Origin of the sequence: Clostridium sp. OS1-26 (genome assembly GCF_030915445.1) — a bacterium.
Classification (GTDB): Bacteria; Bacillota; Clostridia; order Clostridiales; family Clostridiaceae; genus Clostridium_AM.
Genome location: NZ_CP133264.1, coordinates 2,769,072 through 2,795,750, shown reverse-complemented (window position 1 = coordinate 2,795,750; position 26,679 = coordinate 2,769,072). Strand labels below are relative to the sequence as shown.

The window sequence follows — 26,679 nt, the reverse complement described above, 5'->3', positions numbered from 1 at the left end:
TAAAACCAAACAATATATGTTAAGGAGGAATACTTATGGGGAAGAATACAAATTATAGGGGCATAGGAATTAAATTTTTAATGCCAATACTTATAATTACTTTTCTAGCTACAAGCGGCATTGGCATATTGTCTTATATAGGTGAAAAAAATGCATTGACTAGAATTATGGAAAACATGACTACACTTAAAGTAGAAGAAACAAAAGGATTGATTGCAGAAAGAGAAGATAACGTCAAATCCTTAAAGCAAGCTCTCGATAAATACTTGATTTCAATTACAAAAGGCATTGCTGAGACATTAAAAACAGTCCCTGAAGATAAATTAAATGACGAAGCTAAAAGATTGGCTCAATCTCTAGGCGTTACTGAAATACATATTACTGATGGGGATGGAATATTAAGATGGGGATCTATTCCAGACTTCTATGGGTTCGATTTTAAAACTTCTGATCAAACTAAACCTTTTCTCCCAGGGCTTACCGATAAGAACTTCACGCTGGCTCAAGACCCTCAGCCAAGGGGAGGTGACAAAGAACTTTTTCAGTATGTTACCGTATCAAGGGTAGATAAACCTGGTCTTGTACAAATAGGAGTAGTTCCAAAGGAATTGCAGGATTTATTAGATAGAGTTAATGTAAAAAACATTTCTAAGTCAACTAAAATTGGTAAAGCTGGATATGTATTTGTACTTGATAAAGATGGTAAAATAATTAGTTATCCTGATGATAAACTTATTGGAAAAAGCTTAAAGGATTTTGATTGGGGACAAAAAGTAGCATCCTCAAATAAGGGAAGTTTCAAGTACAAAATGAATGGTATTGAAAACTTAATGGCCTTTCAAAAGACAGATAAATATACTATTATAGCTACAATACCTACATCAGAATACTATAGTCAGTTATCAACTTTAAGAAATAATATTATTTTGTCAATAGTACTTAGTTTACTTTTAGCTTCATTTATTATTTTTTTAGTAAGCAACAAATATATTATTAAAAGAATTAAAAATATATTAAAGGTAGTAGAGGAGGTCGGCGATGGAAATCTTAATGTCTCCATTAAAGATTCTGACAATGATGAACTTGGTCAATTAGCATTTGGATTTAATAATACTATAAATCATTTAAAAGAATTAGTTTTAAGTATAAATACTACTGCCTCAAACGTAACACTAACCTCTGATGCAGTAGCACAAGCAACGGAACAAACCTCAGCTGCGGGAGAAGAGATTGCAAAAAGTGTTTCCGAAATAGCAGGAGGTACAACTAATCAAGCGCAGGAAGCTCAAACAAGCGCTGATCAATTATCTGATGTATCTAAGAACATTGAGGATATCCTAACAAATACAAGTATAATTTCTGAAAAGATAAGCGAAATAGACCATCAAAATAAAAATAGCCTTGAATCAATAAATATCTTAAAAAATAAATTTTCCGAAAATAAAGATGCAACAGAAAGTGTAAGTGAAAAGATAACCTTGCTTGCTGATAGATCGAACCAAATAGGAGCGATCACAGAATCTATTTCTGCAATAAGCAGCCAGACTAATTTACTAGCATTAAATGCATCTATTGAAGCTGCAAGAGCTGGCGAGGCTGGACGAGGTTTCGCAGTTGTAGCAGAAGAGGTCCGAAATCTAGCTGAACAGTCTGCAGATGCAGCTTTTAATATTGATTCCCTTATTAAGGAAATCAAAAGCGATGTATCAGATGCTGTAAAATCCATAAATATTGCAGGTAAATCCGTTGGCGAATCAAACGAAAAGCTTGATAACACCGTTGAAGCTTTTTATATGCTTAAAGCTTCAAATGATTCATTAGTTGCCCTTGTAGAAAATTTAAATGATATTTGTAAGATTTTGAGCGAGAATACAGAAAAAGTAGTTGTATCTGTTAACAACATTGCATCTGTTTCCCAGGAAACTGCTGCTACAACAGAAGAAATATCTGCTGCTACAGAAGAACAGGCAGCGGCATTCGAGGAAATTAATCAAAGCATTAGCAAATTGAAAATCTTATCTTCTGAATTACTTAACATGATAATGCAATTTAAGATTAACGAATAAATTATAAATAAATTTAACTCAGACTCTTTAGATTATATTTTTAAATATTTTAAAATAGAAAGATAATAGGTTTGTTTTAATTAATCGGAATGTAGCTATTTGGGAATCACAAAAACAAATATGCTTTATTATGGAAATTAAAGGGGGTATCCTAAAAATTATATTTTGGGATATCCCTTATTCCTTATACTAAATTTTATATTTTTTACATTAACTTTCACATTTTTTAAATAAAAACTACATTTTGAAATGTTTATGTTATTATGCTAAAATGTAAACATATTATTAACATTTATAGGGGGACAAATTGATGAAATCCATAAAACGTCAATTAATTTCTGTTGCAATCTTGCTAGTAATAATCCCAGTAATAATTACTAATTTTATCTGCTCTTATTATTTTTCCAATAACATTGAATCCAGCATATCAGATAGTAATAAACGTCTTTCATCCACAATGGCTGACGAAGTTAAATATTTTATTGATAAGGCATACGCTCTTACGGAATCAATGACCGAAAGTAAGACAACTGTCGACTTTAACCTAGAGGATCAAAAAGAGATGCTTACCAAATCTGTATCTAAAAACCCTTATTTAGATTTGTTGTACATAGTAAAAAGTGATGGAAATCAGACGGCTCGCTCTTCTGGTGAATTGGCGAATAGAGCCAATAGATGGTGGTTTACACAAGTTATGAATGAAAAGAAATCATTCGTTAGCAAATCCTATTATTCTGTAACTGGTGATAGCGCCGTAACTTCAATATTTCATCCTATTTTTGATAAAAACTCCAATATAATAGGAATATTCGGTGCTGACCTTAAATTAAACGAATTACAAAAGCTTGTAGATAAGTACTCTGATGGTAAAAATAGCTATTCATTTATTCTGGACAGCGATGGCGTAGTTATTGCTCATCCTGATAAAAGTCAAGTTTCAGAGCTTTATAATTATAAAACCTTTAAGAAAACGGTTTTAGTTAAGGATTCTTCAGGTAATGTAGTTAAAGATGCTAATGGAAATCAGCAAACTCAACTTCAAGATATAAAACTTCCTCAAGCTCTTAAGGACATCACTGAAAGGGCATTAAAGGGAGAATCTGGTGTTGTCGAATATACAGATAATGATAAAAAAGAAATATCAAGTTCTTATACTACAATAAAGCTCCCAGGACAATCTCAGAGCTGGGCAGTAATAACAGTGCAAGACAAAGCATCTGCTATGGCAATAATAAGAACTACTCAAATAAAAAACATGATTATAGCATTATCTCTGCTCTTGTTAGTAATTATATTAATATATTTTCTTGCAAAAAAATTTACACAACCAATCTCTGATTTAGTTATACTGATGCAAAAAGCATCTGATGGCGATTTAACAGTTCAATCTCAATATAAAAGTCAAAATGAGCTTGGAAGCCTAAGTAGTAACTTTAATTTAATGATGTCTCAAATAAAAGAACTCATTACTAACATAGATGAAACATCTGTACTTGTGACTAATTCATCTAAAACCCTAGCAATTACTACTGAATCTACCGCTAAATCTATAGAACAGGTAACAGTTAATATTTCAGATGTTACAGTAGCTGCTGATGGACAAGCCTCCAATGCTGCAACTGGACTTGATACAACTAAAAAGTTATCTGATAAAATTACTACTATGACAGATTATATGAATGATGGTAAAACTTCTGCTGATAACATATGTAATGTTAGCGCTAGAGGTATTGAGGCTATTCATACACTAGAAAGTGCTGCAAGAGAAAGTAATCAATCTATAAATAATGTAGCATTAGTCATAAATTCACTAAGTGATAAAGCAAATATAGTTGGAAATATAGCTGATACTATAACCTCAATCTCCGAACAAACTAATCTTCTTGCTCTAAATGCTGCTATAGAAGCTGCAAGGGCAGGCGAGGCAGGCAGAGGCTTCTCCGTAGTTGCTGAGGAAGTTAGAAAGCTATCTGAAGACACAGCTTCTTCAAGTAATAATGTTAAGGAAATTATATTTAATGTTCAAAAAGACATTATCACAGCTAAGGATACTATAAATCAAGCAGAAATTGTGATTTATAAACAAAATGATGCTGTAAAACATGCTAGAGAAACCTTTGGCGAAATATCTTCCAGTATTCAAGACGTGGTAAGTAAAATAAACATAACCTCCTCTAGCCTTAATGACGTTATTATCACTAGAGATCAACTTATTACGGTTATGGATGCCGCATCAAAAGTGGCTGAAACTCTTGCTTTATCTTCTCAACAAGTTTCAGCTATAACAGAAGAGCAAAACGCTGCTGTAGAGGAAATATTCGGTCTAGCTGATGAGTTAAATAGTATGTCAGTAAAGCTTCATGAATCTATAAGAACATTTAAACTAAATTAACAAAAATCCCGGACTTATTTAAAGTTCGGGATTTTTATTATCTATAAATTTATATTGAATTTTTATTATATATTTTGTATAATTATTCATATCCGAAATAATTAGATTTAGTACTGGGGGTAGATCAATGGAAAAAATGGTCTTTGTGGTTAGAAAAGCTGAAAAAGCAGATATCCCAAAAATACATGAAATAACTGAAATAGTTTTTAAAATCTATGCTGAAAATGCAGGTGTCAAAGGTACACTCAGTGCATTGAGTGAAAGCTATGAAGATATAGAAAGAGATATAGAAACAAAGGAAGTTTTTGTAGCCCTTTTAAATGAAGAAGTAGTTGGAAGCGTTCGAGTTGAAGTGAAACCTGATAAAACCGCCTACTTAAGCAGATTTGGAGTCAAATTAGATTACCAAAATAATGGTGTAGGCAAAATATTAATAAATGCAGTAGATAATGCAATGATAGATTTAGGTGTAACTAATATATATCTTCATACTGCTTCTAGGATGCTATCACTTGTTAGATTTTATTATGGCAGAGGTTTTTATATTGAGTCAACCACTAAAGATCGAGGCTATATTAGAGCTTTTTTGTGTAAAGATTACAAAACAGAGCAATCAAATATTCCTTGTGAAAATCGTGAAGTTATATAATAACTATAAGGAGTTGCATAATTGGTTAATTATGCAACTCCTTATAACTTTATCCTTATTCAAAAAATGTTTCATATTCTATTGAGAATTTATTTTCATATTTGTCAATCCCTCTAACGCTTTATTAATCTTGTCTTTTGCCTCTTCCACACTTTTTGTTGTTCCATTTATAAAATCTCCGTCTTTAACAGCAGTATCAGAAGTGACTACTATGTTTTCTAAATAATTGCAATACTTCTCATGAAAAGAATCCAGCTCTTTGCCATGAGGAAGCTTAGTCACTTCATCTAAATATTTGTGAAGATTTTTATTTTCTTCTTTTAATTGTGGCAATGCCCTATTTTCAATTCCTTTCATTGTGTTATCTACTGAAGTCTTTATTTTCCCAGTGTAACTGTATATCTCTTTTGTATAAACAGCATCACTTTTTGTGGAGTTAAACACTGCTTCTGGACTTTTATTTGAACTTACAGCATTTATTACAAAAAACACCAGCAATCCTATTAGAGCATAAATAACAATCTTGGCTACTTTTTTTATAAAACTAATTATGATAAGGATGATCACAATAAAACCTAATCCTAGCAGCAATTCATTATGCGACAATTCTATTTTCCTCCTGTTTCCTGTAATTTAATATAGTAATACTATCCTTAAAACGTAAATATAAAAATATCATTGCTATGAAATTTTTATAGCTAATCCTTTACTATATTTTAACACATACAATTCTTATTGTTAATTATTGACGACAAATTTTTACTTGTAATTACCTTATACTCTAAAAAATTACGGAATAGTCTTAAAATTATAAATCCATTGACATTTTTATCTGATTCGTCTAGCAAATATGTTATAATTATCTAACAGATATAAAGAAATATATATATAATGGAAAATACTTAGAAGGAGAGAAAAAATGAAGGGAATTTATTATGTACTTTCCTTAATTTCAGGCCTGGCTATAGCAACCCAGGTTGCAGTTAATGGAAAACTACGCTCTAATCTTGGTGATCCTATACTAACCTCTTTTATCAGCTTTGCTGTTGGTGCTATAGGTTTGGCGATTGCCTTTTTTGCTTCTATCTGGTTAGGTGCACAAGCTAAGCCAGATTTGGCAAACTTCAAAAACACTAATTGGTGGATGTGGACAGGAGGACTCTTTGGTGCATTTTACATATTCACAACTATTTTTGCATCGCCGAAAATAGGCTTCGCTAATATGTTTAGTTTAGTTATTGGTGGGCAGATACTTCTTGCAGTAATTTTTGACCACTTTGGTGCATTTAATATGCAAGTTCATGCAATTAATCCTTTAAGAGCTGTTGGTATTATCTTGCTAGTAGCAGGCGTGTACATTATTCAAACACATTAAAGAGGTACATAGATAAAATAACTATAAAGTTACTTTACACTATAATCTAAGTTGGTAATTTTTATAGGAGAAGAGCAAAAGTTAATTCTCAACTTTCAACTATTCAGTTAAATACTTATCCTATAAAAGTTGCCATTTTAAATATTAATGTAAGTTAATTTTCTAACCTATAATTTTATAAATGTTTTCTCTAACCTAAAAAGGTTTCTAAAAAATGTTTTGCTACTGATGATAAATATCTATTCTTCATCCATATTATAGCTGTCTGGGTTTCTAAGGACGCTTCATCAATTTCCTTATATTTCAAATTTGTACTTGGTATAAGTCCTATGGCTGCTTTTGGTACAATAGCTGCGCCAATTCCAGTATCTGCCCACAATAGTATTGATCTTGCATCATCACTTTTGCATAGTATATTAGGTTCAAATCCTGATTTTTCACAGGAATCTACTATCATTTTTTCAAATCTGCGGTCTATTATCAGAGGCTTATCTTTAAGTTCTTTAAGACATATTGATTTTTGCTCTTCTTCCCAATACATGTCCCCTCTTGTTGCGACTACCATTGGCTCATCCGGCAAATATATTATCTCAAAAACTCTGAGTTTATTGGTGTTCTTACAATTCCTATTTCTATAACTCCATTATTTAATAAATCTAGTATTCTATAAGTATCCCCCTCCCATATCTGAAAACTTACTCCTGGATAATTTTCATGGAAGTTATATATCCTCTCTGGTAAAAGGGTAGACCCTGAGGATGGGACTGTACCAACGGATAGTGTTCCTTGGAGTCCTTCATTAAAATCTTTTAATTCTTTAATAGTAGAATCAACTAGTTCTACTACCTGCTCTGCTCGATGTCTTAATATTTTACCTGCATCCGTCAGTTGTATTTGTCTGCTTCCTCTTTCAACTAATTTAACTCCAAGTTCCTCTTCTAAAAGCTTTAGCTGTTGACTAAGAGGAGGCTGTGCTATATGCAACCTTCTTGCTGCTTTAGTTATATTTCCTTCTTCTGCAATTGTGATAAAATATCTTAATTGTCTAATGTCCATAAGAATATCTCCTCTAAATTATAACCATATGTTTTTCATATGCATTTTATAGCTATTAAATATTTTTTATATATATTTTTCTTTGCTATAATAATACAGTAAAGAATAGACACTGTCAAAATAAGTCTTATTTCAGTTTAATTTAATCGGAGGTATTTATGCTTAATAATTTAATACTCTTATGCACAGCTGGCTTTTGCGCTGCTTTCATAGATTCCATAGCTGGTGGTGGAGGCCTTATTAGCGTTCCAGCTTACTTGCTAGCAGGTGTTCCACCTCATCTTGCACTAGGAACCAATAAGTTTTCTTCGTCTTGTGCATCTTTTACTAGTTCTGTTAAATTCGCTAAATCTGGCAAAGTGGATTTTGGGATCCTGAAATTTTTAGGGCCATTTACCCTTATAGGAGCTATTTTAGGTGTTAATACTGTTCTTAGCATAGATGCAAGTTATCTTAATACAATAGTGCTTATACTTTTACTATTTGTAGGTATATATAGTTTATTTTCGAAAACTGCAGGAATTGAAGATAAATTTGAAGGTCTGACAAAAGAGAACAAGCTTTTCGGAATACTACTTGCATTTTCCTTAGGATTTTATGATGGCTTTTTCGGTCCTGGGACAGGTTCTTTTTTAATCTTTGGTCTTATAAAAATATTTAAATTTGACTTTGTTAGAGCTGGAGGAAACGGAAGAGTTTTAAACTTTATAAGTAATATTGCTGCTCTTGGCATGTTTGCTATAAGAGGGCAGATTGATTATAAACTTGGTATACCAGTTGCAATATTTATGGCACTGGGAGCTAAATTTGGTACAAAGGTTGCTCTAGATAAAGGTGCTAAGCTGATGAAACCTATCTTTGTAACTATGTCTCTAGCAGTAGCAATTAAAATGCTTTACGGAGTGTTAATTAAGTAAGGAGTAAGGAAATCACGGTTTCCTTACTCCTTATTGTTTATTGTCCTTTATTAGTCTTACAATCCTTTTCTTATTGATAATAGGTTAGTCTTAAGCATCTAGAATTATCAAACAATTTATATTAATTATATTTTAATTATCTTTACTTCTTTTAATTTCAATGGAAAATATGGTACAATATTCAAGTGTGTTTACTTATACTACATAAATTAATTATATAAAGGACTGAAAACTATGAAAAAATTTAAATTATTATTTTTACTATTATTTATTTTGATGACTGCTTTCGCAGCATTAAAAATATTTAATCCTAACAAAGCAAAAATCACCGCAAAAGTAACATCTAATGCAACTAATCAAGAACAAAAACATGAAAAGAGCAAAACGCATGATGGAATACCTGCAACTATACTGAATTCCAATAATGAGACTTCAGATTCGCAATATAAGGATTTAAGGAAGTTTCCTTACCCATACAGCGCTATGCTTGCTATATGCTCTGATATAGATGATGCAACTTTAGAAGAGTTTAAAAACTATCATAGGTTTTTAAACACTAAAGAACAAACTGCTAACGGTGAAGGTATAGGTCTAGATATTAGTGACTCTATGTGGTTGTACATGGCTGATAATGCAGGATATAAAGTAGATAAATATGGCAATGGCGTTGATAATATAATGACTTTCTTTAAAGGTATAGATAAATCTTCACGACATAACTCTAATGAAATTATTAATTTCACCAAATGCGGATGGATAGATTCTCTCCACTCTTTTGGAGATTTTTCAACTAAAAATGAAAGAAATTCTTCCTTTAACAGAGCTTTAGCCGTAAATGCTTGGGAAACACTAAAAACTATTAATTTCAAACCGGTAGTATGGATAAATCACGGCAATAAGTCTAATAGGCAAAATTTTGGTGCCTATGGTACCTCTAATTTTATGAACTATCAACAAGGGGACAACCCTAGTTCTTCATGCTATCATACAGATTTAACTATTCCTAATGGTATTAAATATGTTTGGAACTCTATATCAGATTATAACTTTGGGCATGATTATCCTCTTTATGAAATTTCTCTAAGAGATGGCAAAAAGGTATGGGGCTTTTATAGGTATACAAATGACATGGTAAATGGAAAGATTGAATGGACATGGGTTCCTAAACATCTCCACAAACAACTTACTCAATCAAACTTAGATAGTATTGTAAGCAATAAGTATTATTCTGTAGTGGGACAACACTTTGGTGTCGATGCCGAAGATTTATTCCATGATGAAAATATAAAATCCTTAAGATTGCTAAAACAGTATGAAACAGATGGAAAGATACTCGTTGCCAGAACCTCAAGGCTTCTGGAGTACGCCAATGTCCATAAATATATAATGTATAATAAAGTAAATGATAACGGAAAAACTTATATTAATATAACTAATATAAATGATCCTATTTTCGGGAAACACGTTCCTACTCTTGATAACATAAGAGGAATTACTTTTTATTGTGATGATCCTCAAAATACTGTATTGCTACTAAATAAAACCGAAATTAGTAGCGAGGAACTTAAAGTAAATCCTAAGGATGAAACAGGAAAGTACAGTATATCTGTTAAGTGGTTTGCACCTGACTATACTGACCATAATAAGCAAAATCAAGTATAGGGTTATAAGGCCGAAAATTGACTTAAACTCCGGGCCCTATGTTTCCAAGCTTCAGCTTTGGAAACATAGCCCTTTGTATAAGTCAATTTTCTTGCTTGAAATCTTATATAGATAAGCCAACTCAAAACTAAACTTATATATAGTAATTTCTAGCATAAGCTAAGGACTTAATCATATCCTTTTGTTCATTAAAATGATAATAAACTAATTTGATTGACTCAAAAAGTTCATCAATAGAAGGATATGCACTAACACTAAAGACACAGTTCTTTAATTTATTCCAGATGTTCTCCTGAGGGTTTAACTTAGGAGAATATCTAGGAGTGTTTATCAAAAACATCTCATATCTATGAGCTTCAGCGAAAGCCTGCATAGCTCTAGAAACATGAAATCTCGCATTGTCTAATAAAACATACACCTTTTTACCTGCATTTATATCAAGTAGCCTCTCAAGAAATGTCTGTACTTCTTCAGAGGTAATCACTTGTTTCGCCGAATAGGCATCTATGATAGTATCAAAGTTTTTGGTAATTTCGGTGGCGCCTATTAGATTAAGTCCCTCATGAGAATTATTGCTTTCTAAATTAGGGGATATCCCTACAGGGCTCCATGTTCTACGGATATCAGACTCCGTCCTAAGGCCAGTTTCATCCATAGCATAAAATACACAATCAGAAGAGTTTTCTACAATAGGTAGAAGGTATTTCATTTTTTTTAAAGGCTTCTTGTTCAACCTTATCAGCCTTAGTCGGCTTGCGCTGCGCTCTTTTGTAGCTAAGATTGTTTCGCTTTAGCAATATTCTTATATATTCTTTAGAGTACTTTTCACCATAGTTTTGATAGATATACTCTACAAGAAGTGGACATGTCCATACATTACCTATAAAGCCAAAGTCGTTTGGAAGTGTATGCAGTACAGTATTTATTAGGTCATCAAGCATTTCAGCTGTAAAAGTTCCTTCAGAACCTCCACGATGATCCTCTAATGCTTTTAACCCAACTGAATTCCATTTCTTAATATAATCTATAATTGTTTGCTTAGATTTTAATAAGAACTTGGCAATTTTTATAGTACTAAAACCTTCATAGCGCATAGCGACAGCAGTTAATACATTGCGTGCAAATTCACTCTCGTGTGAATTTCTCATTTTCTTAAGGCTTTCTGTTGTGAAGCCGTATAATGATTCAACTTCAATACCTTTTCTCCCCATAGTAATATCTCCTAACTAAATTCTAATTGATTTTAGTTTGTGCAGAAATCACTAACAATATTTTCGAATAAGTCAATCATACAGTTGGTTTATCTATAGATAAATAACTTTGATACTTGACTTAATCAGGGATACCCCTATGAACGTTGATAATAAGTAAATCATATAGATTAGATATCTATAGTTCTTGTTTAGTTTTGGTTTACTGAATTAGTTTTGTCTTTATTAAAGTATATTAGTGCTAAGACAAAGGCAGTGATGCTAATAAATGTGCATGCTTTAAAGGCTGCTTCAATAGATACGTCAGCAAATTTACCTATGGAAATATTAACTATAGAAGAAAGTATATCGCCAGCCATAGCATAGATAGAAAGTATTGTTGCTCTATTGCTGCTGTTTATTGATTTATTTTCAATATCTAAAATGATAGGTCTCATAATTGAAAAACATCCTTGAGTGACAGCAATTGCAACTACACTTATAATTGGATTTCTAGTATATACTAATACTGTACATCCTACTAAAATATTTATTAATAAAACTTTTGTTGTTTTGTTTTGTCCAAATCTTTCAGTAAACTTATAGGACTTAGCTGATATTAAACATACTATCTGCATTAATGCTGTTAAAAATCCAAAATACCTGATACCTATTCCACTTTTCAAATATTGAGTTTGGTTTAGAAAAACACCAATTGAATGGGTTGTTTCACTGATGAGAGCAAAGACTACCACAATTATTATAATTTGTTTGTTATTTAATACATCTCTTATACTATCTTTAATACTTGGCTTCTTTTCTAAATTATGAGACACATCCTTAATAAGAAATGTTAAGATCACTGCTGCCCCATAAGGGATTATTGTTCCAGATGCAGTTAAATCCATTGATCTCTCAACCATTTTCGTAGAAAATAAACATGCCAATAGAAATCCTGCAACACCCATAGCAGTGTACATGCCAAATACCTTTTCTGTCTTCTCTTTATCCGTTGATGAGTATAATAATGCTATATCACATCCTGAAATTGCAGAAGTAGCTAAAGCTACTAATATTCTTTCTACTAGAAATAAGGAAAAGGAATTTGCCTCATAGAAAACAATTTTTGATATAAAAAGTAGAAAGTTTCCCATCAACAAAGTTATTTTATACCCATATTTATCTGCAAACCATCCCCAAGGAATCTCAAAGAGCAGCATTAAAATCATGAATATGGACTCTATTAAAAAAATATTGTACATAGACAAACCTCTTGATTGTCTATATAAAGTAGCTACAGGCCCATAAAAAACAAGTCCCTGAAGAAAAGCAATAATGTACATTAAATAAACATTTATCTTTTTATTCAATTTGATACACCTCCAAAAATTTGCACAACAAAAAAACCTTTTAGAAAGGGTTTTTTTAACATATAGTTGTGCAGATGCATCAAATCGTTCTCATTATACTTCCTCCTTTTAGTCGGAACACTGAATAACTTAAGATTTTCGTTTCCGCTCACAAGTTACCCATAAAAGTTCATTTAGAACTTTTACCTCTAGTATTATTTAAAATAACTATTATACAACATTTTACCATAGTCTCATTATATTTATAATATATTATAACCAGAATTTTAAATTCTGGTTAATAGTTGGCATGCTTATCTTGCAATTCTAGATAAGCAGTTACGGTCACTATTACCTAGACATTGTAAAATAACATAAACTAAGGTTCAGCCTAATTAAATATAGAAATTGTGCAAAATTATATGTCTATAATAATAATATAAAAAGACCGCAATTAATGCGGCCTTTTTATATTATTATTCAGTAGTGTTAAAATCAACTTCCATTAAATCGATAACTTTTGTCTTATGCTTCCTCTTATAACCCCACCATAATCCTATAAACAATGGTAGTCCGATATATGATGAAATTACCCCATTCCAATCTATTTTATCAGCTTCAAAATAGCTAAGGCCCTGTCCTAAAGTAACAACTATACATAACACCATTGCTATTACTGGTCCTAATGGAAATAACTTTGCAACATATTTTAATTTTTTCAAGTCACGTCCTTGAGCAACATAAGCTTTGCGGAAACGGTAGTGGCATAGCGCTATACCTAACCATGCGACAAAGCCTGCAAGTCCTGATGCCGCTACAAGCCATACATAAACTGTAGTTTCTGCATAAAGACCTGTTAAGAAACAAAGAGATGCTACTATTGTAGTTATTATTAATGAATTTATAGGAACTCCTCTAGAATTAACCTTTGCAAGCCATGCTGGTGCTTTACCATCCTTAGCCATTGCATATAACATTCTGCTTGAAGCATACATTCCTGAGTTTCCTGCTGATAATACTGAAGTTAAGATAACTGCATTCATTAATGATGCCGCTGCAGCTATACCAGCTCTTTGGAATACTAGTGTGAATGGGCTTGTATCAACTCCGGCATCTGTATAAGGAATTAATGCTCCAACAACAAATATCGTTCCTATATAAAATATTAAAATTCTCCAAAAGATTGTATTTATTGCTTTAGGTATATTTTCTTCTGGATTTTCACTTTCTCCAGCAGCTATACCAACAAGCTCTGTTCCTTGGAATGAGAAACCAGCAATTAAGAATACCATGAAAATTGATTTAACTCCACCAACAAATGGTGCTTCACCAACTGTAAAATTTTTAAATCCTACAGCATGTCCACCTATTATTCCAACTATTGTTGCAACACCTACTAGTATAAATATAATAACTGTAATTACTTTAATGCTTGCAAACCAATATTCTGATTCACCATAGGCTCTTGCTGATAAAAGATTAAGTCCAACTATTAATACAAGAAATAAAACACTCCATACAAGGGCTGGCACACCTGGAAACCAAAACTTCATAAGAAGGGCACCTGCAACCATTTCTGCTGCAACTGTAATAGCCCAGTTATACCAATAATTCCAGCCCATTGCAAATCCAAAAGCAGGATCAACAAATTTTGACGCATATGTTCCAAAGGAACCTGAATCTGGCATGAATGTTGCCATTTCCCCCAAACTAGTCATCAAGAAATAAACCATAATACCTATACAACCATATGCAACTAGCGCTCCACCAGGACCAGCTTGTTTAATTGTAGCGCCAAGGGCTAAAAATATACCTGTCCCAATTGCGCCTCCCATTGCAATCATATTTAGATGTCTTGCCTTCAAACTTCTTTTAAGTTCATTAGAAGTCTGAGCATTTTGCTCTACTGCGTTTTGCATAAATTTTTCCTCCTTACCGGCTTTTATTTATTCCGATAAGTGAAATAACTAAGATTAGAAATGAAACTCCTTCTCCATCAGTCGAATGAGTAAGCGATCATCACAAAATCACAGATTTTGGATGCCTGCTTAACGTAAAAAAATGCCTTGAGCATACACTCAAGGCATTTAATATGCATTTATACTAACTACTAAAACATACATATTAATATACAACGAATGATAGCTCACCACAAAATACTATTTGTGACAGTCTTGCATATATTCTATGCAAACCCAGCTATACAGTACTAAAGCATTTACTGTACGCTTCGGCGAAATTTCCTTTCAAACTACTTCATTGTGCTTACCTCTGCAGTTTTACTCTTAAATCCCGCGCCTCTACCTCAGTTATTCACTTATGTTAACCATTATACAGCAACATTTATAATTAGTAAACAGTTTTTTAACATTTTAGTATAAGAGCTTTTTTATTTTTTCTTGTAATTATAATGGTATTTAACCTTCTGTAAATTAAGAAAATTTATATTTTCAAATGATCATAAAGTTCATCAAACGACATATATTTATTTTTGCTTAAATATGTAAGATTAGAAATAATAAGATAAGAGAGTTTTTCGGAATCAAGTTTAGATGTTATGTTTCCTTTTCTTCTCTCAAGTTCAATTAATTCTCCTATCTTTGCATACAACTTTGTAAAGCTATCTTTTTCTCTACAGTGATATCCTTGCTCTTCCTCATTCGCAATTTCATAAAAAATTGAAATATAATCATCTACAAAGCCCTGTAAAGACTCATATATTTTTCTTACTTTTTCTTTAAAAGGTTCATCAGTTAACTTTAAGTTTTCTATAATATTCAAGGTTTTATTCCAATCATCTTGAAAAATTTCTATTACAAGCTCTATTTTATTTCTAAAATAATTATAAAAGGTTCCTGTTCCTATTTCACACTGCTTGGCAATTTCTCTTATATTCAGACCTTTATATCCCTCTTCTAAAAGAGTTTTTCTTCCTTGGATTATTATTTTTTCCTTGGCATTTTCAATTAACTTTGGCATTTTATCCTCCCATTAATGAACTCTGTTCACAATATATCATATTCATACTTTTCTGTCAACAACACTGGTCAAATTTGTTAAATATGTATGATTCAAAGTTAGTTTCCCTATAGATATCCACCTTGGGTACTTAACTTATTAGCGATATTCATAGGAGTACCTTGATTAAGCTAATTATCCATATTAGATATATACCTAACCTAGGTATTTCGCTTATACAAAAGGACATGTATATCTTTTTCATATACCTATAATATGTATTAAATATTTTTTATATGGTTTCCCCTCTGCTACAATTATAAATATAAGATGGATGTGATAACTTTTAGAATTATAATCTTATATAGGCGAAATAACCAGAAAGTTAACTGACCGCCTATTACCATATATCACTTACTTGAGGAGGGGATTTTTATTAATACTTTAATATTTTTATGCATTGCTGGATTTCTTGCTGGTTTTATAGATTGTATATCAGGAGGAGGAGGAATTATTAGTTTATCAGCTTTTTTACTTTCAGGTCTTCCACCTCATTTAGTACTTGGAACAAATAAATTTTGCTCTTGCTGTTCTACACTTATTAGTACCATAAAATTTGCTCAATCTGATAAAGTAGATTTTTATCTCTTAAAGATTTTAGCCCCTTTTAGTTTTTTAGGAGCTATCTTAGGAGTAAACACTGTACTTAAAATAAATGGAAATTATCTTAATACCATAGTTCTTATACTCTTGCTATTTGTAGGGATATATAGCTTGTTTTCGAAAACTGCTGGTATGGAAGATAGATTTAGTGGCTTTTCAAGAAAAAATATAACATTAGGTATTATTCTTGCTCTATGTTTAGGCTTCTATGATGGATTTTTAGGAGCTGGTGTAGGCTCTTTTTTAATATTTGGCCTAATAAATATATTTGGGTTTGACTTTGTCAGGGCAGGCGGCAACTGTAAGTCTTTAAATTTTGTAGGAAATGTTGCTGCAGTAATAATGTTTGCTATGAGAGGACAAATTAATTTAAAATTAGGTATACCAATAGCAATATTTATGATATTAGGTGCAAGACTTGGGACTAAAGTTGCACTAAATAAAGGAGCTAAGGTTATAAAACCTATATTTGTAACAATGTCTCTTGCTGTAGCAGGTAAAATGCTTTATGGAATAATGAGATAGATTTAATTGATATACAAAATCCACAAGTTCTTATACTTGTGGATTTATCCGATGACTACCCGCTCTAATACTCCCATCCTCTCCAAGGTGGGGGTAAAGAGCGGCTACGTCCCTGGATTCGTTCAACTAAACTTCAGATGGAGTCTAAAACCCCACCTGAAGTAAGTTTCACTTTATTTTACTGACTAAGATTTTCTGCAATCCTTGAAAGCTTAAGTGAAAGTTCATTAAGATTTTCACTGCTACTTGCTATTTGTTCCGCCTGTGCTGCTTGATTTTCTGTTGTTGAAGTAAACTCATTTAAAAAACTAAGTATACTATTTACATTTTCTTTAATTTTAACTAGGGTTTCATTAATCTGAGCTGTTGAGTCCTTGCTATTTGAAGCTAACTTTCTTATTTCACCTGCCACTACAGAAAATCCCCTTCCATGCTCCCCGGCTCTCGCAGCTTCTATAGCAGCATTTAGACCTAATAAGTTAGTTGTATCCGCAATACTTTTTATGTACTTTAGTATATCATCCATATTAGTAATACCTGTTTGGGTATCGCTTATTACTGAATTAATGTTTTGAGCATTTGAAGATAACTCTTCAGCAGAACTAGCCATTTCCTCCGACGAAGCTGCTAATTCACTTGAGAACTCTCTTATTTCATTTACCATTTCACCGACCAAGTTTTCCTTTTCCAGAGATACTCCATAAGTTATAGTGCCTACTACATTTCCGGTATGGTTATTTACAAGTGGAATAGAAGCGGCTATAATTGGGAATCCAAAAGTATCCTTTGGATATCGTGCTGTTTGTTTTTCTTTAGTTCTAATTGCCTTTTCTGATGAACCGCCCTTTACCAATTCCATTCCTTCAAATACATTTAAATTAAAAGATTTAGCTTGTCTTACTAATATAAATTTTTCTAAATCTGTAAGAGAAATAGCCATATCTGATGTAAATAAATCTGGCAAAGTATCAAATACTACCTTAAATGCTGAAAAATATTCTTCATCGCTTAACTTCATTCTAAAACCACCTTTAGTTAATAAATTATTTACACTTTAGTATATAATTTATTATATTTTAGAATTAAATGCTAATCAACTGAAACATTAAATTCGAATTATGGTTTTTAATATTGATTAAATTTCTTAAATTAAATGCTCGTGATAGTTGTCACATAGAAATAGTTATTTTTATGATATTATGTTATGTAGGCGTATCACTCAATAAAGGAGAAACTAGATGAAAAAAATAGGTATTATAAATTGCTTTGAAGTATCTAAAAGATGCTCTGGCTCAGGGTGTTTTAAAGCTTTTAATAACAAAACTGCTTCATTTGAGAACTATGACAATGAGTCTCAACTGTTAAGCTTCGTTCACTGTAACGGATGCAGTGAAGATTCAATAGATCAGGTTATAAGCAGAGCTGAAAGAATGAAAGAAATTGGTGTGGACACAATTCATTTATCATCATGCATAAGATCTAAGTGTCCTTGGTATGACGAATTTTTAAGTACACTTTCTAAAAATTTTGAAGTAATAGGATATACTCACGGTGGTAAAGAGCGAAAAAATAAAAATGCAGAGTAACATTCTCTGCATTTTATCTTTTTCTTCAATTATGTTCTGAACTTACCTACTAATTCTTCTAAGTTTGAAGATATAACACTTAGTTCATTTGAAGATTGAGCTATATTTTCCATACTGCTTGATTGCTCTTGTGAAGAACTTGAAATTTCTTGACTAGTTGCAGCTACTTGTTGTGAAATAGCTGATATGCTATCCATTGCTGCTATTACTTCATTTTTATTTTTACCTATAGTATTTATATTCTCTATTAAACTATCAATTTGCTGTATTACGCTTGAAACTGACTTGTCAATCATCTCAAAAGCCTTTTCTGTATTTTTTGAAACATTAGTCGTCTGGTCAATTGCTACCTTTGCTTCACCTACTTTAAGATTAGTGTCATTAATATTTGATTTAAATTCTTTTATTATATCATCAATTTCTTCTGTAGAAGCCGCTGTCTCGCTTGCAAGTTTTCTGATTTCCTCTGCAACAACTGCAAAGCCTTTCCCCTGTTCTCCAGCTCTAGCTGCTTCAATAGCTGCATTTAAAGCAAGAAGATTAACCTGGTCTGTAACAGCCTTAATAGTATCTGTTATTCTACTAATTATTTCAGACTTATTGTATAAATCATTAACTTGCTTAGCTACTTTATCTGCTACCTCAACATTACCTTTTACTGCAATTTCTAGTTCTTTAACATAGTCTAATCCATCTCTACTTACACTGCTAGTTTCATCAACATGTTTTTTAATTATATTAGAACCTTCAACCACACTATTTATTTCATTTGCTAAAAAATCTAACTTTTCTGCACCTGACTCAATATTTACCGCTAGGTCAGCTGAACCTTTTGCAATTTCATCCGTAGCTTTTACTACTGATTCTATTGAACTTACATTCTCCTCTGATACGCTGGACAAATTCTCAGCACTGGAAGCTACTTCCTTAGATCCTAACTTAATGTTTTCCACTATTTCTCTTAGAGACTTTTGCATATTATGCATGGAGTTAACCATAACTCCAATTTCATCTTTATTTTGTGACAAGTGTCCATATCTTTTGTCATCAGTTAAATCTAAATTAGACATCTTATTTAACAATTGTACTACCTCCATAAGAGGCTTAGATATTCTACTTGCAATTATCATTGCTATAAATGCCGCTACAACCATACCTATAATTACTATTATAGATACAAAAATCCTCATTTGGCTTAAGCTTTTTAGTACCTCATTAAAAGGAACACTAACAGCTAGAATATAACCATTAGGAATAGTATAATATCCAACTATTCTTTTGCCACCATAGTTATATTCAATCACCCCTGATTTATTCTTCTTAATCGTTTCCATTACACTCTTTAAAGTTCCATTTTCTACTGTTGCCATGTTATCTTTTCTAGTAAATTTAGAATGAACTAAAAAATTATAGTCCGATGATAAAAGATATGCATAGCCCGTATCATAGAGTTTGATTTTATTTATTGCATTACGGAAAAGATCGAAGGAAATATCCATACCTACAACCGCCACTAGTGTATCGTCTACGTATACCGGTTTAGTATAGGAAATCATCTCAATTTTTGAATGCATATCAACATAAATATCACTCCATGCCCCTTTTTTAGCTTTTACTGATCCATAGTACCATCCCATATCCTTATTATCTTCTTTAAAATTTTCTAAAACATATGAAGTTTTTCTTTTGAAAGTTCCATCTCTATCTGCATCATCATAAGACACATAATGCAGTGAGTTTCTCAATTCCGGATTTAAGTATATGTAAGATCCAACAACTCCTGGTGTAGTCTCACCCATCTTTTTTATAATAGGCTCAATTTTATCTTCATATTGTTTTAAATATCCTTCATCATTTTTAGCTTTTGATAAATCAAAGTCTGATAATACTGAATTAGATATAAAATCTACAGTTTTTTCTATCTCTCTGGTTAAAGTAGTAAAATCCTTTGCATTGCTTTCTGTTACAGCTAAAAGCTTATCCTTAGATTCCTTTTCTATTGCCTTCCCTGATTGATATCCAGATACAGTACTTACTACCACAGCTATTACAAATGTACAGAATAATATTGCTGCAGTTATTTTACTTTTTATTTTCCCCATGTAAACTCCCCCTGTCTACTTACATTTAATTCTATTTTCACTTTAAGTTCCAGCTATGTATTTATTCGCCATATTATTTGAAAATCCTTCTATTTAACTTATTATATGACAACTTCACTAATAAAAAAAACTACTTGCCTTCATTTAAGACAAATAGTTATATATATCTTTTATCAGTATTTTTTATTTTCAAAAGTATATAATTTACCATTTCTAGGCTTTATAAAGTAGCTCCCTTTGAATCCTTTTTTAATTAATATCTTTTGTACTTCATAAAGGGTTCCAGCATGGCTTACAATTAATATATATTTATTCTTTTCTCTTAGTATTGTATCCAAAATTTCATTGACTCTTTTTAATGTAGTTTTTTTGCCCTCTGGCTGAGAAACGTGGTTTCTAATCCACGCAAGCCTATTCAGCAAAGTCCACACAGTATAAGGTATTTTAAATCTAATGTTTCTCCACGCTGCTGATGGAATTTCTACCAGCTTATCGGTTATAATTATTTCACCATCATATACAGTTTTAGCAGTGGTAATCGCTCTGCTTAGGCTACTACAATAGCATTTATCCCATTCCTTATCAACAACAATCTCATTAGGTATTACTTCTGATACATCATAATCTGAAACATATTTATTATATTCTTTTGATGACATAAAGCTACTCTTTTTTAGATTTACTTTAAAATGCCTTATAAGACCTATTTTCATCTCTATTCTCCATTCCAAATTAAAATGCTTTACTTATTATATAATTTACATATGTAAAAATTTTATTCTATTAACCGCTGTTAAATTAGACTTTAGTTTTGAATCAATATTTTACAATGATATATTAGATGTTTCAGATTAAATTAAGGAAAGACTAGTTTATTAGATAAAATTAAAATAACGGAACAAAACTTGTTCCGTTATAAATCTATAAGAGTTCTGCCCTCTTTAAAACTTCTGCTTTAAAATTTTCTATTCCAATTCTATCAATAAAAAATCCTAATTTCTCTCCATCTTCTGCAGTTTCTTTATAATAGTCAAAAATTATATCTACTAATCTTAATGCCTTCTCTTCACTTAAATCTACTGCTATGATATCTGCCATTCTAGGATTGTACCCTGCAGAACCTCCTACAACTATCATAAAGCCTGTAATATCTGCTATTACGCCTACATCTTTGCTATATACACTTCCACAGGCATTTCTGCAGCCTGCAACACCTATTTTAGTTCTACAAGGCATATCCATCCATTGATATTTTCTTGCTAGTTTCATACCTGTACTTATAGTGTTGTATTTTGATCTTTTACAGAATCCAGCTGGACAGATCTCCACATTTTTAACAGAGTTTTGCTTTCTTACAGCAGGTTCCATACCTAGCTCTTCCCATATAGCTGGTAAATCGCTCTCCTCTAAATTTGTTATCATAATTCTCTGACCAGAAGTTATTTTTAAAACTCCATTAAATTTTTTAGTTACTTGAGCTATTTTTTCAAGAGCTTCAGGAGTTATAAATCCTCCTGGAATATATGGAGTTATTGAAAACTTTCTTTTACCGTTTCTTATTTTTTGCAAATTACCAAAATGGCTACTCATACTAATCTCTCCTAATCTAAAAGTATAGATATTTTTTAATTAATATTTTATCAAATTAAATTCAAATATTCTATGATTATAATCAATTCTCCAAAATATTGCTTAATTTTAGTAAAGCATTTTTTGCAATATAATAAGCATTTTTAGCAATAAACCATGCAAAAAATTAGTGTATAATATATTTAAACAAAGCTCGTAATAATTTACTTTTAGGGGGAGTTTTTCAATGAAATCATTTTTTAATTCCTACAAATCTTCTATTATACTGTTATCTTCTATAATTCTAGGTGGAATTATTGGGATATCTATGGGACCGAAGGCATCGGTGCTTGAGCCTTTTGGTAGTCTATTTATAAATTTAATGTTTATGATAATAGTACCATTAGTATTTTTCAGCGTTTCTTCGGCTATTGCTAATATGAATGGAATGAAAAGACTTGGGAAAATCATGGCTAGTGTGGTCATAGTTTTTACCTGTACAGCATTTGTTGCTGCAATTATTGGATTGATTGGAGCACTAATTGTCAATCCTACTAAAGGAGTGGATCCTGCTGCAATTCAAAGTATTATAGCTAAATCAGCAGATGCTCCTAAAGCCTCCGAATACCCTGGAATACTTCAGCAGCTTGTAAATACTGTTACAGTCTCTGACTTCTCAGCTTTATTTTCAAGAAAAAATATGCTTCAACTTATAGTATTTTCAGTATTGTTCGGTACATCTACAGCTGTCATTGGCGAAAAAGGAAAACCTATCGCTGCATTACTGGAGTCTGGAACAAATGTAATGATGAAATTTGTTAGCATTATAATGTATTACGCACCTATAGGTCTTGGTTGCTATTTTGCATCCATGATCGGTCAGCTTGGTACTCAAATACTTAAAGGATATCTCCGAGTATTCATTTTATATTTGGCTTTAGCTGCTATTTACTACTTTGGTTTCTTTACTATATATGCATTTATATCTGGTAGAAAAAAAGGTGTAACGACTTTCTGGCGAAATGCTATAGCTCCGTCAGTAACAGCCCTTGCCACTTGTTCAAGTGCCGCTTGTATACCAATTAATCTCGAATACACAAAAAAAATGGGAGTTCCAAATGATATAGCTGAAACTGTAATCCCACTTGGAGCTAATACTCATAAAGATGGCTCTGTATTTGGTGGCGTTATGAAAATTGTATTTCTTCTTGGATTGTTCGGAAAGGACATTAATAGTGTACAATCTATATTAGGTATAGTATGTATCTCCTTCCTAGTAGGCGCTGTTATGGGTGCTATTCCTGGTGGTGGTATGATTGGTGAGATGCTTATTATAAGTGTCTATGGTTTTTCTCCAGAGGTTTTACCAATAATAGCTGTTATAAGTACAATTATAGACGCTCCAGCTACACTGTTAAATTCTACAGGAAATACAGTATGTGCTATGCTGGTAACAAGATTGGTAGAAGGTAAAAATTGGCTTAAAGACGGAAATAACCAAATAGCAGAAACATCTTCTTAAGACAAAAATTATAGGATTACAAATTAGAAAATTGACTTACACAAAGGGATATGTTTCCAAAGCTTAAGGTGGATTTAAAAACTTTTATATGAAACTCCTCCTCCTTACGTCAGAGGAGTAAGCGATTCGCACAAAATCTACGATTTTGGCTCTCTGCTTAACGGACTGAAGCTTGGAAACTTAGCACAGGGTGTAAGTCAATTTTCGGCCTTGTAACCCTATATTATTGCTTTATTTGATATATATAACTTTTTGCTTTATACAATGTAGTAACATCATCTTTCGAATTGTAATCGAAATAATGAACAGTATAAATAAATCCATCTTCTTTTTTATTAAACATAATTGAGCTACCGTAATTTTTATTGTCTAGCTGCTCTACAGGAAGCATCCTAGCATTTTTTATTTCTTTACCATCGAAATCACCTATGAATGATGTTGTTTGCATTTTAGATAAGCTCTTGTTGTCTGGCTCAAATACTGCATTTTGCACACCATATCCTATAGAATGTTTGCTATTGTTAATATGAACATCTTCAAATATACTAATATGATTTTTACCACCAATGTTCATATTTTCACTTGCTATTACTGTAACTTTATCCTTCTGTATATCGTATTTTACAATACTTTTTTCACCTTTTTTATACATGCTATTTAAATATATCTCATTTCCATCCTCTGATATGTCAAATATTTGTCCTCCTACGGTTTTAATTTTTTTAAGGCTAGTACTTTCTCCAAACTTACATTTGTATATAACATTATAAAAAATTGAAGTTATATAAAAACTATCATTGTTTTTATTGTATACCCATGAATAATTTCCACGTACATTATCTAAATAAGGAAAATATCCTGAATTAACGAGTCCTCTAGTTACAGCTCCTGTTTTTGTATCAATAACTCTCATACTACAATCAGTGCCATTTATATCTGCCATAACATACACATATTTATCACTTCCAAACACAAAGCCACAGTGTATTCTTTTTAATAATTCTTTATCATCTGTAATTTTTAAACTTTCTTTTTGTTCTTTAATTATGTCTGATAAGTCATATATTGATTTTTGAGTATTTTCTATTGTATTGTACATCCAAAGTTTCTTATCTTTTATATAGAGAAAACTTCCATACATGTCCTTTTCCCCTACTTCTCCACAGAGTGCATCTTTTATTGTATTAATTTTGTCTACTTTTGAAGTTTTAATATTAATGTTATAGACATTTATATCATCTATATGGACACTTTTAAAATCTATTGCATTTTTATTTTTTTCGCTGCCTTCTGTAACTACAATATTTTCATCATCTTTCCAACATATAGGTACATACATCATGTTACCTATATCTAAATCTTTTATTTTCACCAATTTATTGGCATTTTTTTCTTCATCTTTCACTTCTTGTTTAACATCAGTAGCTAACTTAATTTCTTTTTGTTTTTCACCACAGGCTGTAAAAGTTACTGGTATTGAAACTATTAAAGCTAATATTAGTGCTATTCTTTTCATGTTTGTTTTTATCATATTCTCTTCCCCTTTCTAAATCATATATTTGAAGTTTAAATTTTCCTTAACTAAATAATATCACTTAATGTTTTCCAAATTTGCACAACTTATTTCCAACTTGTTTCCAACTAAAAATTTAAACTTCATAATTTAAAGAGAAGGAATTTTTACTGTTACCTTTACTTCATTACCATTTTCAATAAATATTTGTCCACTATGCTCCTTAACTATTTCACTACATATGTATAACCCCAATCCACTACTTCCAGCTTCAACTGTATTGTTTCCTTTTACAAAAGGCTCAAAAATAGAATTATAAATATCACAGGGTATTGGATTACTTCTATTTAAAATTTGTATTGTATAAGTTTTATCCTCATTAAATGTATTTATATTGATACTTTCTTCTGAGAAAGAGTACTTAATAGCATTATCTAATAAATTTATTATGAGCTGCTTTATCTTATTTTCTTGCCCAATTATAAATCCTTCTTCAATATTTGCCAGTATATCAATTGAATACTTTTTTGCCTTAATACTCATATCATTACATATATCCTCTAAGAGACTTTTCATTTCAATATTTTTCTTATCTTCTTGAAAAAAACTTAATCCTTTAGAAACATTAATTAAATCCAAAACTAAGCTATGAAGTCTTTCGCTCTCTAAATAAATTCGCTGTACTGCTCTATTCTTAAACTCTTCATCTTCTACCTCTTTATCTAGCAATATTTGAGCATAACCAGAAATAGCTGTCAGTGGAGTTTTTAGTTCATGTGTTACATTATTGAAAAATTCCCTTCTTCCCTTTTCCAGCCTTAACACCTTATCTTTTTCCATACTTATTGTTTGAATTTGATTTTTTATTTTGTCCTTCATATTCATGAACTCGTTCAGTAGTATTCCTATTTCATCCTTACTTTTAACATTTAAATCTATTTCATAGTCTCCATCTTCAATTTTCTTTACTTGTTTTGTTAAAACTATAATAGGTCTTATTATTTTAGATGTAAATAAATATGATATTATAAATATAACTATAAAAACTGCAAATTCAATTACTGTAATAACATCTACAATCCTTTTGTTTTCTAAATACATATTATTATAATTTTGGCTTATATTAATTATTCCCAAGCACTTGTCTTCATAATATAAAGGATAGGATAAAACTGCCTGAACATTATCACTATTGTATTTTAGATTTATTACAGCTTCTCCTTTAAGCGCTGACTTCGCTCCTTTCTCTGTTAATTCATTAGAATCTAAACTCATATTGCTTTCCATTACCTTTCCACTAGGGTTTCTTATTTCAAACTCATAATTATAAGTAAGCACAGAATTATTAAGTAAATTCCTCATGCGAGCATAAAAGCTTTTTTCATTCTCATATGAATCCTTAGATTTCATATTATAACGAAGGTACTCTCTTGAATTTTTCATTGTATCCTTCATAGAGCTTTTTATAGTATTTTCTAAATTAGTTTCAAAGACTTGTCTAATTAAAAGATTTAAAGCAACGGCAGAAATTATAAATATCATTGATAATCCCAGTATAAATTTGAATCTTACACTATTTTTCATA

Annotated in this window: 21 protein-coding genes, 1 pseudogene and 1 riboswitch; of the genes and pseudogenes, 9 read left to right on the top strand and 13 right to left on the bottom strand. The window is 31.3% G+C overall.

The genetic code is table 11. The features are described from left to right. The first annotated feature begins 35 nt into the window (after positions 1 to 35). The 3 genes from RCG18_RS13595 (at position 36) to RCG18_RS13585 (ending at position 5,107) form a co-directional block, all read left to right on the top strand. Positions 36 to 2,066, top strand: a complete 2,031-nt coding sequence (locus tag RCG18_RS13595) for a methyl-accepting chemotaxis protein (protein ID WP_308041791.1) — start codon at positions 36 to 38, stop codon at positions 2,064 to 2,066. Positions 2,067 to 2,376: 310 nt separating this feature from the next. Beyond that, positions 2,377 to 4,458, top strand: a complete 2,082-nt coding sequence (locus tag RCG18_RS13590) for a methyl-accepting chemotaxis protein (protein ID WP_308041790.1) — start codon at positions 2,377 to 2,379, stop codon at positions 4,456 to 4,458. Positions 4,459 to 4,585: 127 nt separating this feature from the next. Then, positions 4,586 to 5,107, top strand: a complete 522-nt coding sequence (locus tag RCG18_RS13585; protein ID WP_308041789.1) for a GNAT family N-acetyltransferase — start codon at positions 4,586 to 4,588, stop codon at positions 5,105 to 5,107. Positions 5,108 to 5,185: 78 nt separating this feature from the next. Here RCG18_RS13585 and RCG18_RS13580 read toward each other — a convergent pair whose 3' ends face one another. Next, positions 5,186 to 5,713: a hypothetical protein gene (locus RCG18_RS13580; protein ID WP_308041788.1), complete on the bottom strand. Its 528-nt coding sequence runs from the start codon at positions 5,711 to 5,713 to the stop codon at positions 5,186 to 5,188. A gap of 313 nt (positions 5,714 to 6,026) precedes the next feature. Between RCG18_RS13580 and RCG18_RS13575 the strand changes: the two genes are divergently transcribed. Beyond that, a complete protein-coding gene (locus RCG18_RS13575) occupies positions 6,027 to 6,482 on the top strand; it encodes a DMT family transporter (protein WP_308041787.1) in 456 nt (151 codons plus the stop codon). A gap of 190 nt (positions 6,483 to 6,672) precedes the next feature. Here RCG18_RS13575 and RCG18_RS13570 read toward each other — a convergent pair. Further along, positions 6,673 to 7,538, bottom strand: a pseudogene (locus RCG18_RS13570) (LysR family transcriptional regulator). A 158-nt stretch (positions 7,539 to 7,696) separates the two neighbouring features. On the opposite strand from RCG18_RS13570, the gene RCG18_RS13565 reads away from it, so the two are divergent. Then, complete coding sequence (locus RCG18_RS13565) at positions 7,697 to 8,455, top strand: TSUP family transporter (protein WP_308041786.1); 759 nt, start codon at positions 7,697 to 7,699, stop codon at positions 8,453 to 8,455. A gap of 234 nt (positions 8,456 to 8,689) precedes the next feature. Next, positions 8,690 to 10,117: a hypothetical protein gene (locus RCG18_RS13560; RefSeq protein WP_308041785.1), complete on the top strand. Its 1,428-nt coding sequence runs from the start codon at positions 8,690 to 8,692 to the stop codon at positions 10,115 to 10,117. Between the two features lie 133 nt (positions 10,118 to 10,250). Here RCG18_RS13560 and RCG18_RS13555 read toward each other — a convergent pair whose 3' ends face one another. The 5 genes from RCG18_RS13555 to RCG18_RS13535 form a co-directional block, all read right to left on the bottom strand. Beyond that, positions 10,251 to 10,826, bottom strand: a complete 576-nt coding sequence (locus RCG18_RS13555) for a transposase (protein ID WP_308038894.1) — start codon at positions 10,824 to 10,826, stop codon at positions 10,251 to 10,253. Next, complete coding sequence (locus tag RCG18_RS13550; protein ID WP_308038893.1) at positions 10,789 to 11,328, bottom strand: winged helix-turn-helix domain-containing protein; 540 nt, start codon at positions 11,326 to 11,328, stop codon at positions 10,789 to 10,791. The genes RCG18_RS13555 and RCG18_RS13550 overlap by 38 nt, the downstream gene beginning before the upstream one ends. A 191-nt stretch (positions 11,329 to 11,519) precedes the next feature. Further along, positions 11,520 to 12,677 (bottom strand): MFS transporter, encoded by a 1,158-nt coding sequence (locus RCG18_RS13545; protein WP_308041784.1) that lies wholly within the window; start codon positions 12,675 to 12,677, stop codon positions 11,520 to 11,522. Between the two features lie 455 nt (positions 12,678 to 13,132). Then, the gene (locus tag RCG18_RS13540) at positions 13,133 to 14,575 is read right to left on the bottom strand and encodes an amino acid permease (protein ID WP_308041783.1); all 1,443 of its coding nucleotides are present in this window, start codon (positions 14,573 to 14,575) and stop codon (positions 13,133 to 13,135) included. A 215-nt stretch (positions 14,576 to 14,790) separates the two neighbouring features. Continuing rightward, positions 14,791 to 14,967: riboswitch (Lysine riboswitch) on the bottom strand. 131 nt (positions 14,968 to 15,098) lie between these two features. Beyond that, a complete protein-coding gene (locus tag RCG18_RS13535; RefSeq protein ID WP_308041782.1) occupies positions 15,099 to 15,635 on the bottom strand; it encodes a TetR/AcrR family transcriptional regulator in 537 nt (178 codons plus the stop codon). Positions 15,636 to 16,049: 414 nt separating this feature from the next. Between RCG18_RS13535 and RCG18_RS13530 the strand changes: the two genes are divergently transcribed. Continuing rightward, positions 16,050 to 16,802: a TSUP family transporter gene (locus RCG18_RS13530; protein ID WP_308042026.1), complete on the top strand. Its 753-nt coding sequence runs from the start codon at positions 16,050 to 16,052 to the stop codon at positions 16,800 to 16,802. Positions 16,803 to 16,980: 178 nt separating this feature from the next. On the opposite strand, the gene RCG18_RS13525 is transcribed toward RCG18_RS13530, so the two are convergent. Then, positions 16,981 to 17,820 (bottom strand): methyl-accepting chemotaxis protein, encoded by an 840-nt coding sequence (locus RCG18_RS13525; RefSeq protein ID WP_308041781.1) that lies wholly within the window; start codon positions 17,818 to 17,820, stop codon positions 16,981 to 16,983. A gap of 220 nt (positions 17,821 to 18,040) precedes the next feature. On the opposite strand from RCG18_RS13525, the gene RCG18_RS13520 reads away from it, so the two are divergent. Next, positions 18,041 to 18,388, top strand: a complete 348-nt coding sequence (locus tag RCG18_RS13520; RefSeq protein WP_308041780.1) for a CGGC domain-containing protein — start codon at positions 18,041 to 18,043, stop codon at positions 18,386 to 18,388. Between the two features lie 29 nt (positions 18,389 to 18,417). On the opposite strand, the gene RCG18_RS13515 is transcribed toward RCG18_RS13520, so the two are convergent. The 3 genes from RCG18_RS13515 to RCG18_RS13505 form a co-directional block, all read right to left on the bottom strand. Further along, positions 18,418 to 20,490, bottom strand: a complete 2,073-nt coding sequence (locus tag RCG18_RS13515) for a methyl-accepting chemotaxis protein (RefSeq protein WP_308041779.1) — start codon at positions 20,488 to 20,490, stop codon at positions 18,418 to 18,420. Between the two features lie 173 nt (positions 20,491 to 20,663). Beyond that, positions 20,664 to 21,203, bottom strand: a complete 540-nt coding sequence (locus tag RCG18_RS13510; RefSeq protein ID WP_308041778.1) for a histidine phosphatase family protein — start codon at positions 21,201 to 21,203, stop codon at positions 20,664 to 20,666. 208 nt (positions 21,204 to 21,411) lie between these two features. Continuing rightward, the gene (locus RCG18_RS13505) at positions 21,412 to 22,080 is read right to left on the bottom strand and encodes an NAD(P)/FAD-dependent oxidoreductase (RefSeq protein WP_308041777.1); all 669 of its coding nucleotides are present in this window, start codon (positions 22,078 to 22,080) and stop codon (positions 21,412 to 21,414) included. A 226-nt stretch (positions 22,081 to 22,306) separates the two neighbouring features. Between RCG18_RS13505 and RCG18_RS13500 the strand changes: the two genes are divergently transcribed. Further along, complete coding sequence (locus RCG18_RS13500; protein ID WP_308041776.1) at positions 22,307 to 23,581, top strand: dicarboxylate/amino acid:cation symporter; 1,275 nt, start codon at positions 22,307 to 22,309, stop codon at positions 23,579 to 23,581. A 223-nt stretch (positions 23,582 to 23,804) separates the two neighbouring features. Here the strand turns inward: RCG18_RS13500 and RCG18_RS13495 are convergent, their stop codons facing one another. Further along, positions 23,805 to 25,112: a hypothetical protein gene (locus tag RCG18_RS13495; protein WP_308041775.1), complete on the bottom strand. Its 1,308-nt coding sequence runs from the start codon at positions 25,110 to 25,112 to the stop codon at positions 23,805 to 23,807. Between the two features lie 132 nt (positions 25,113 to 25,244). Continuing rightward, a complete protein-coding gene (locus RCG18_RS13490; protein ID WP_308041774.1) occupies positions 25,245 to 26,678 on the bottom strand; it encodes a HAMP domain-containing sensor histidine kinase in 1,434 nt (477 codons plus the stop codon). Position 26,679: the final 1 nt, after the last annotated feature.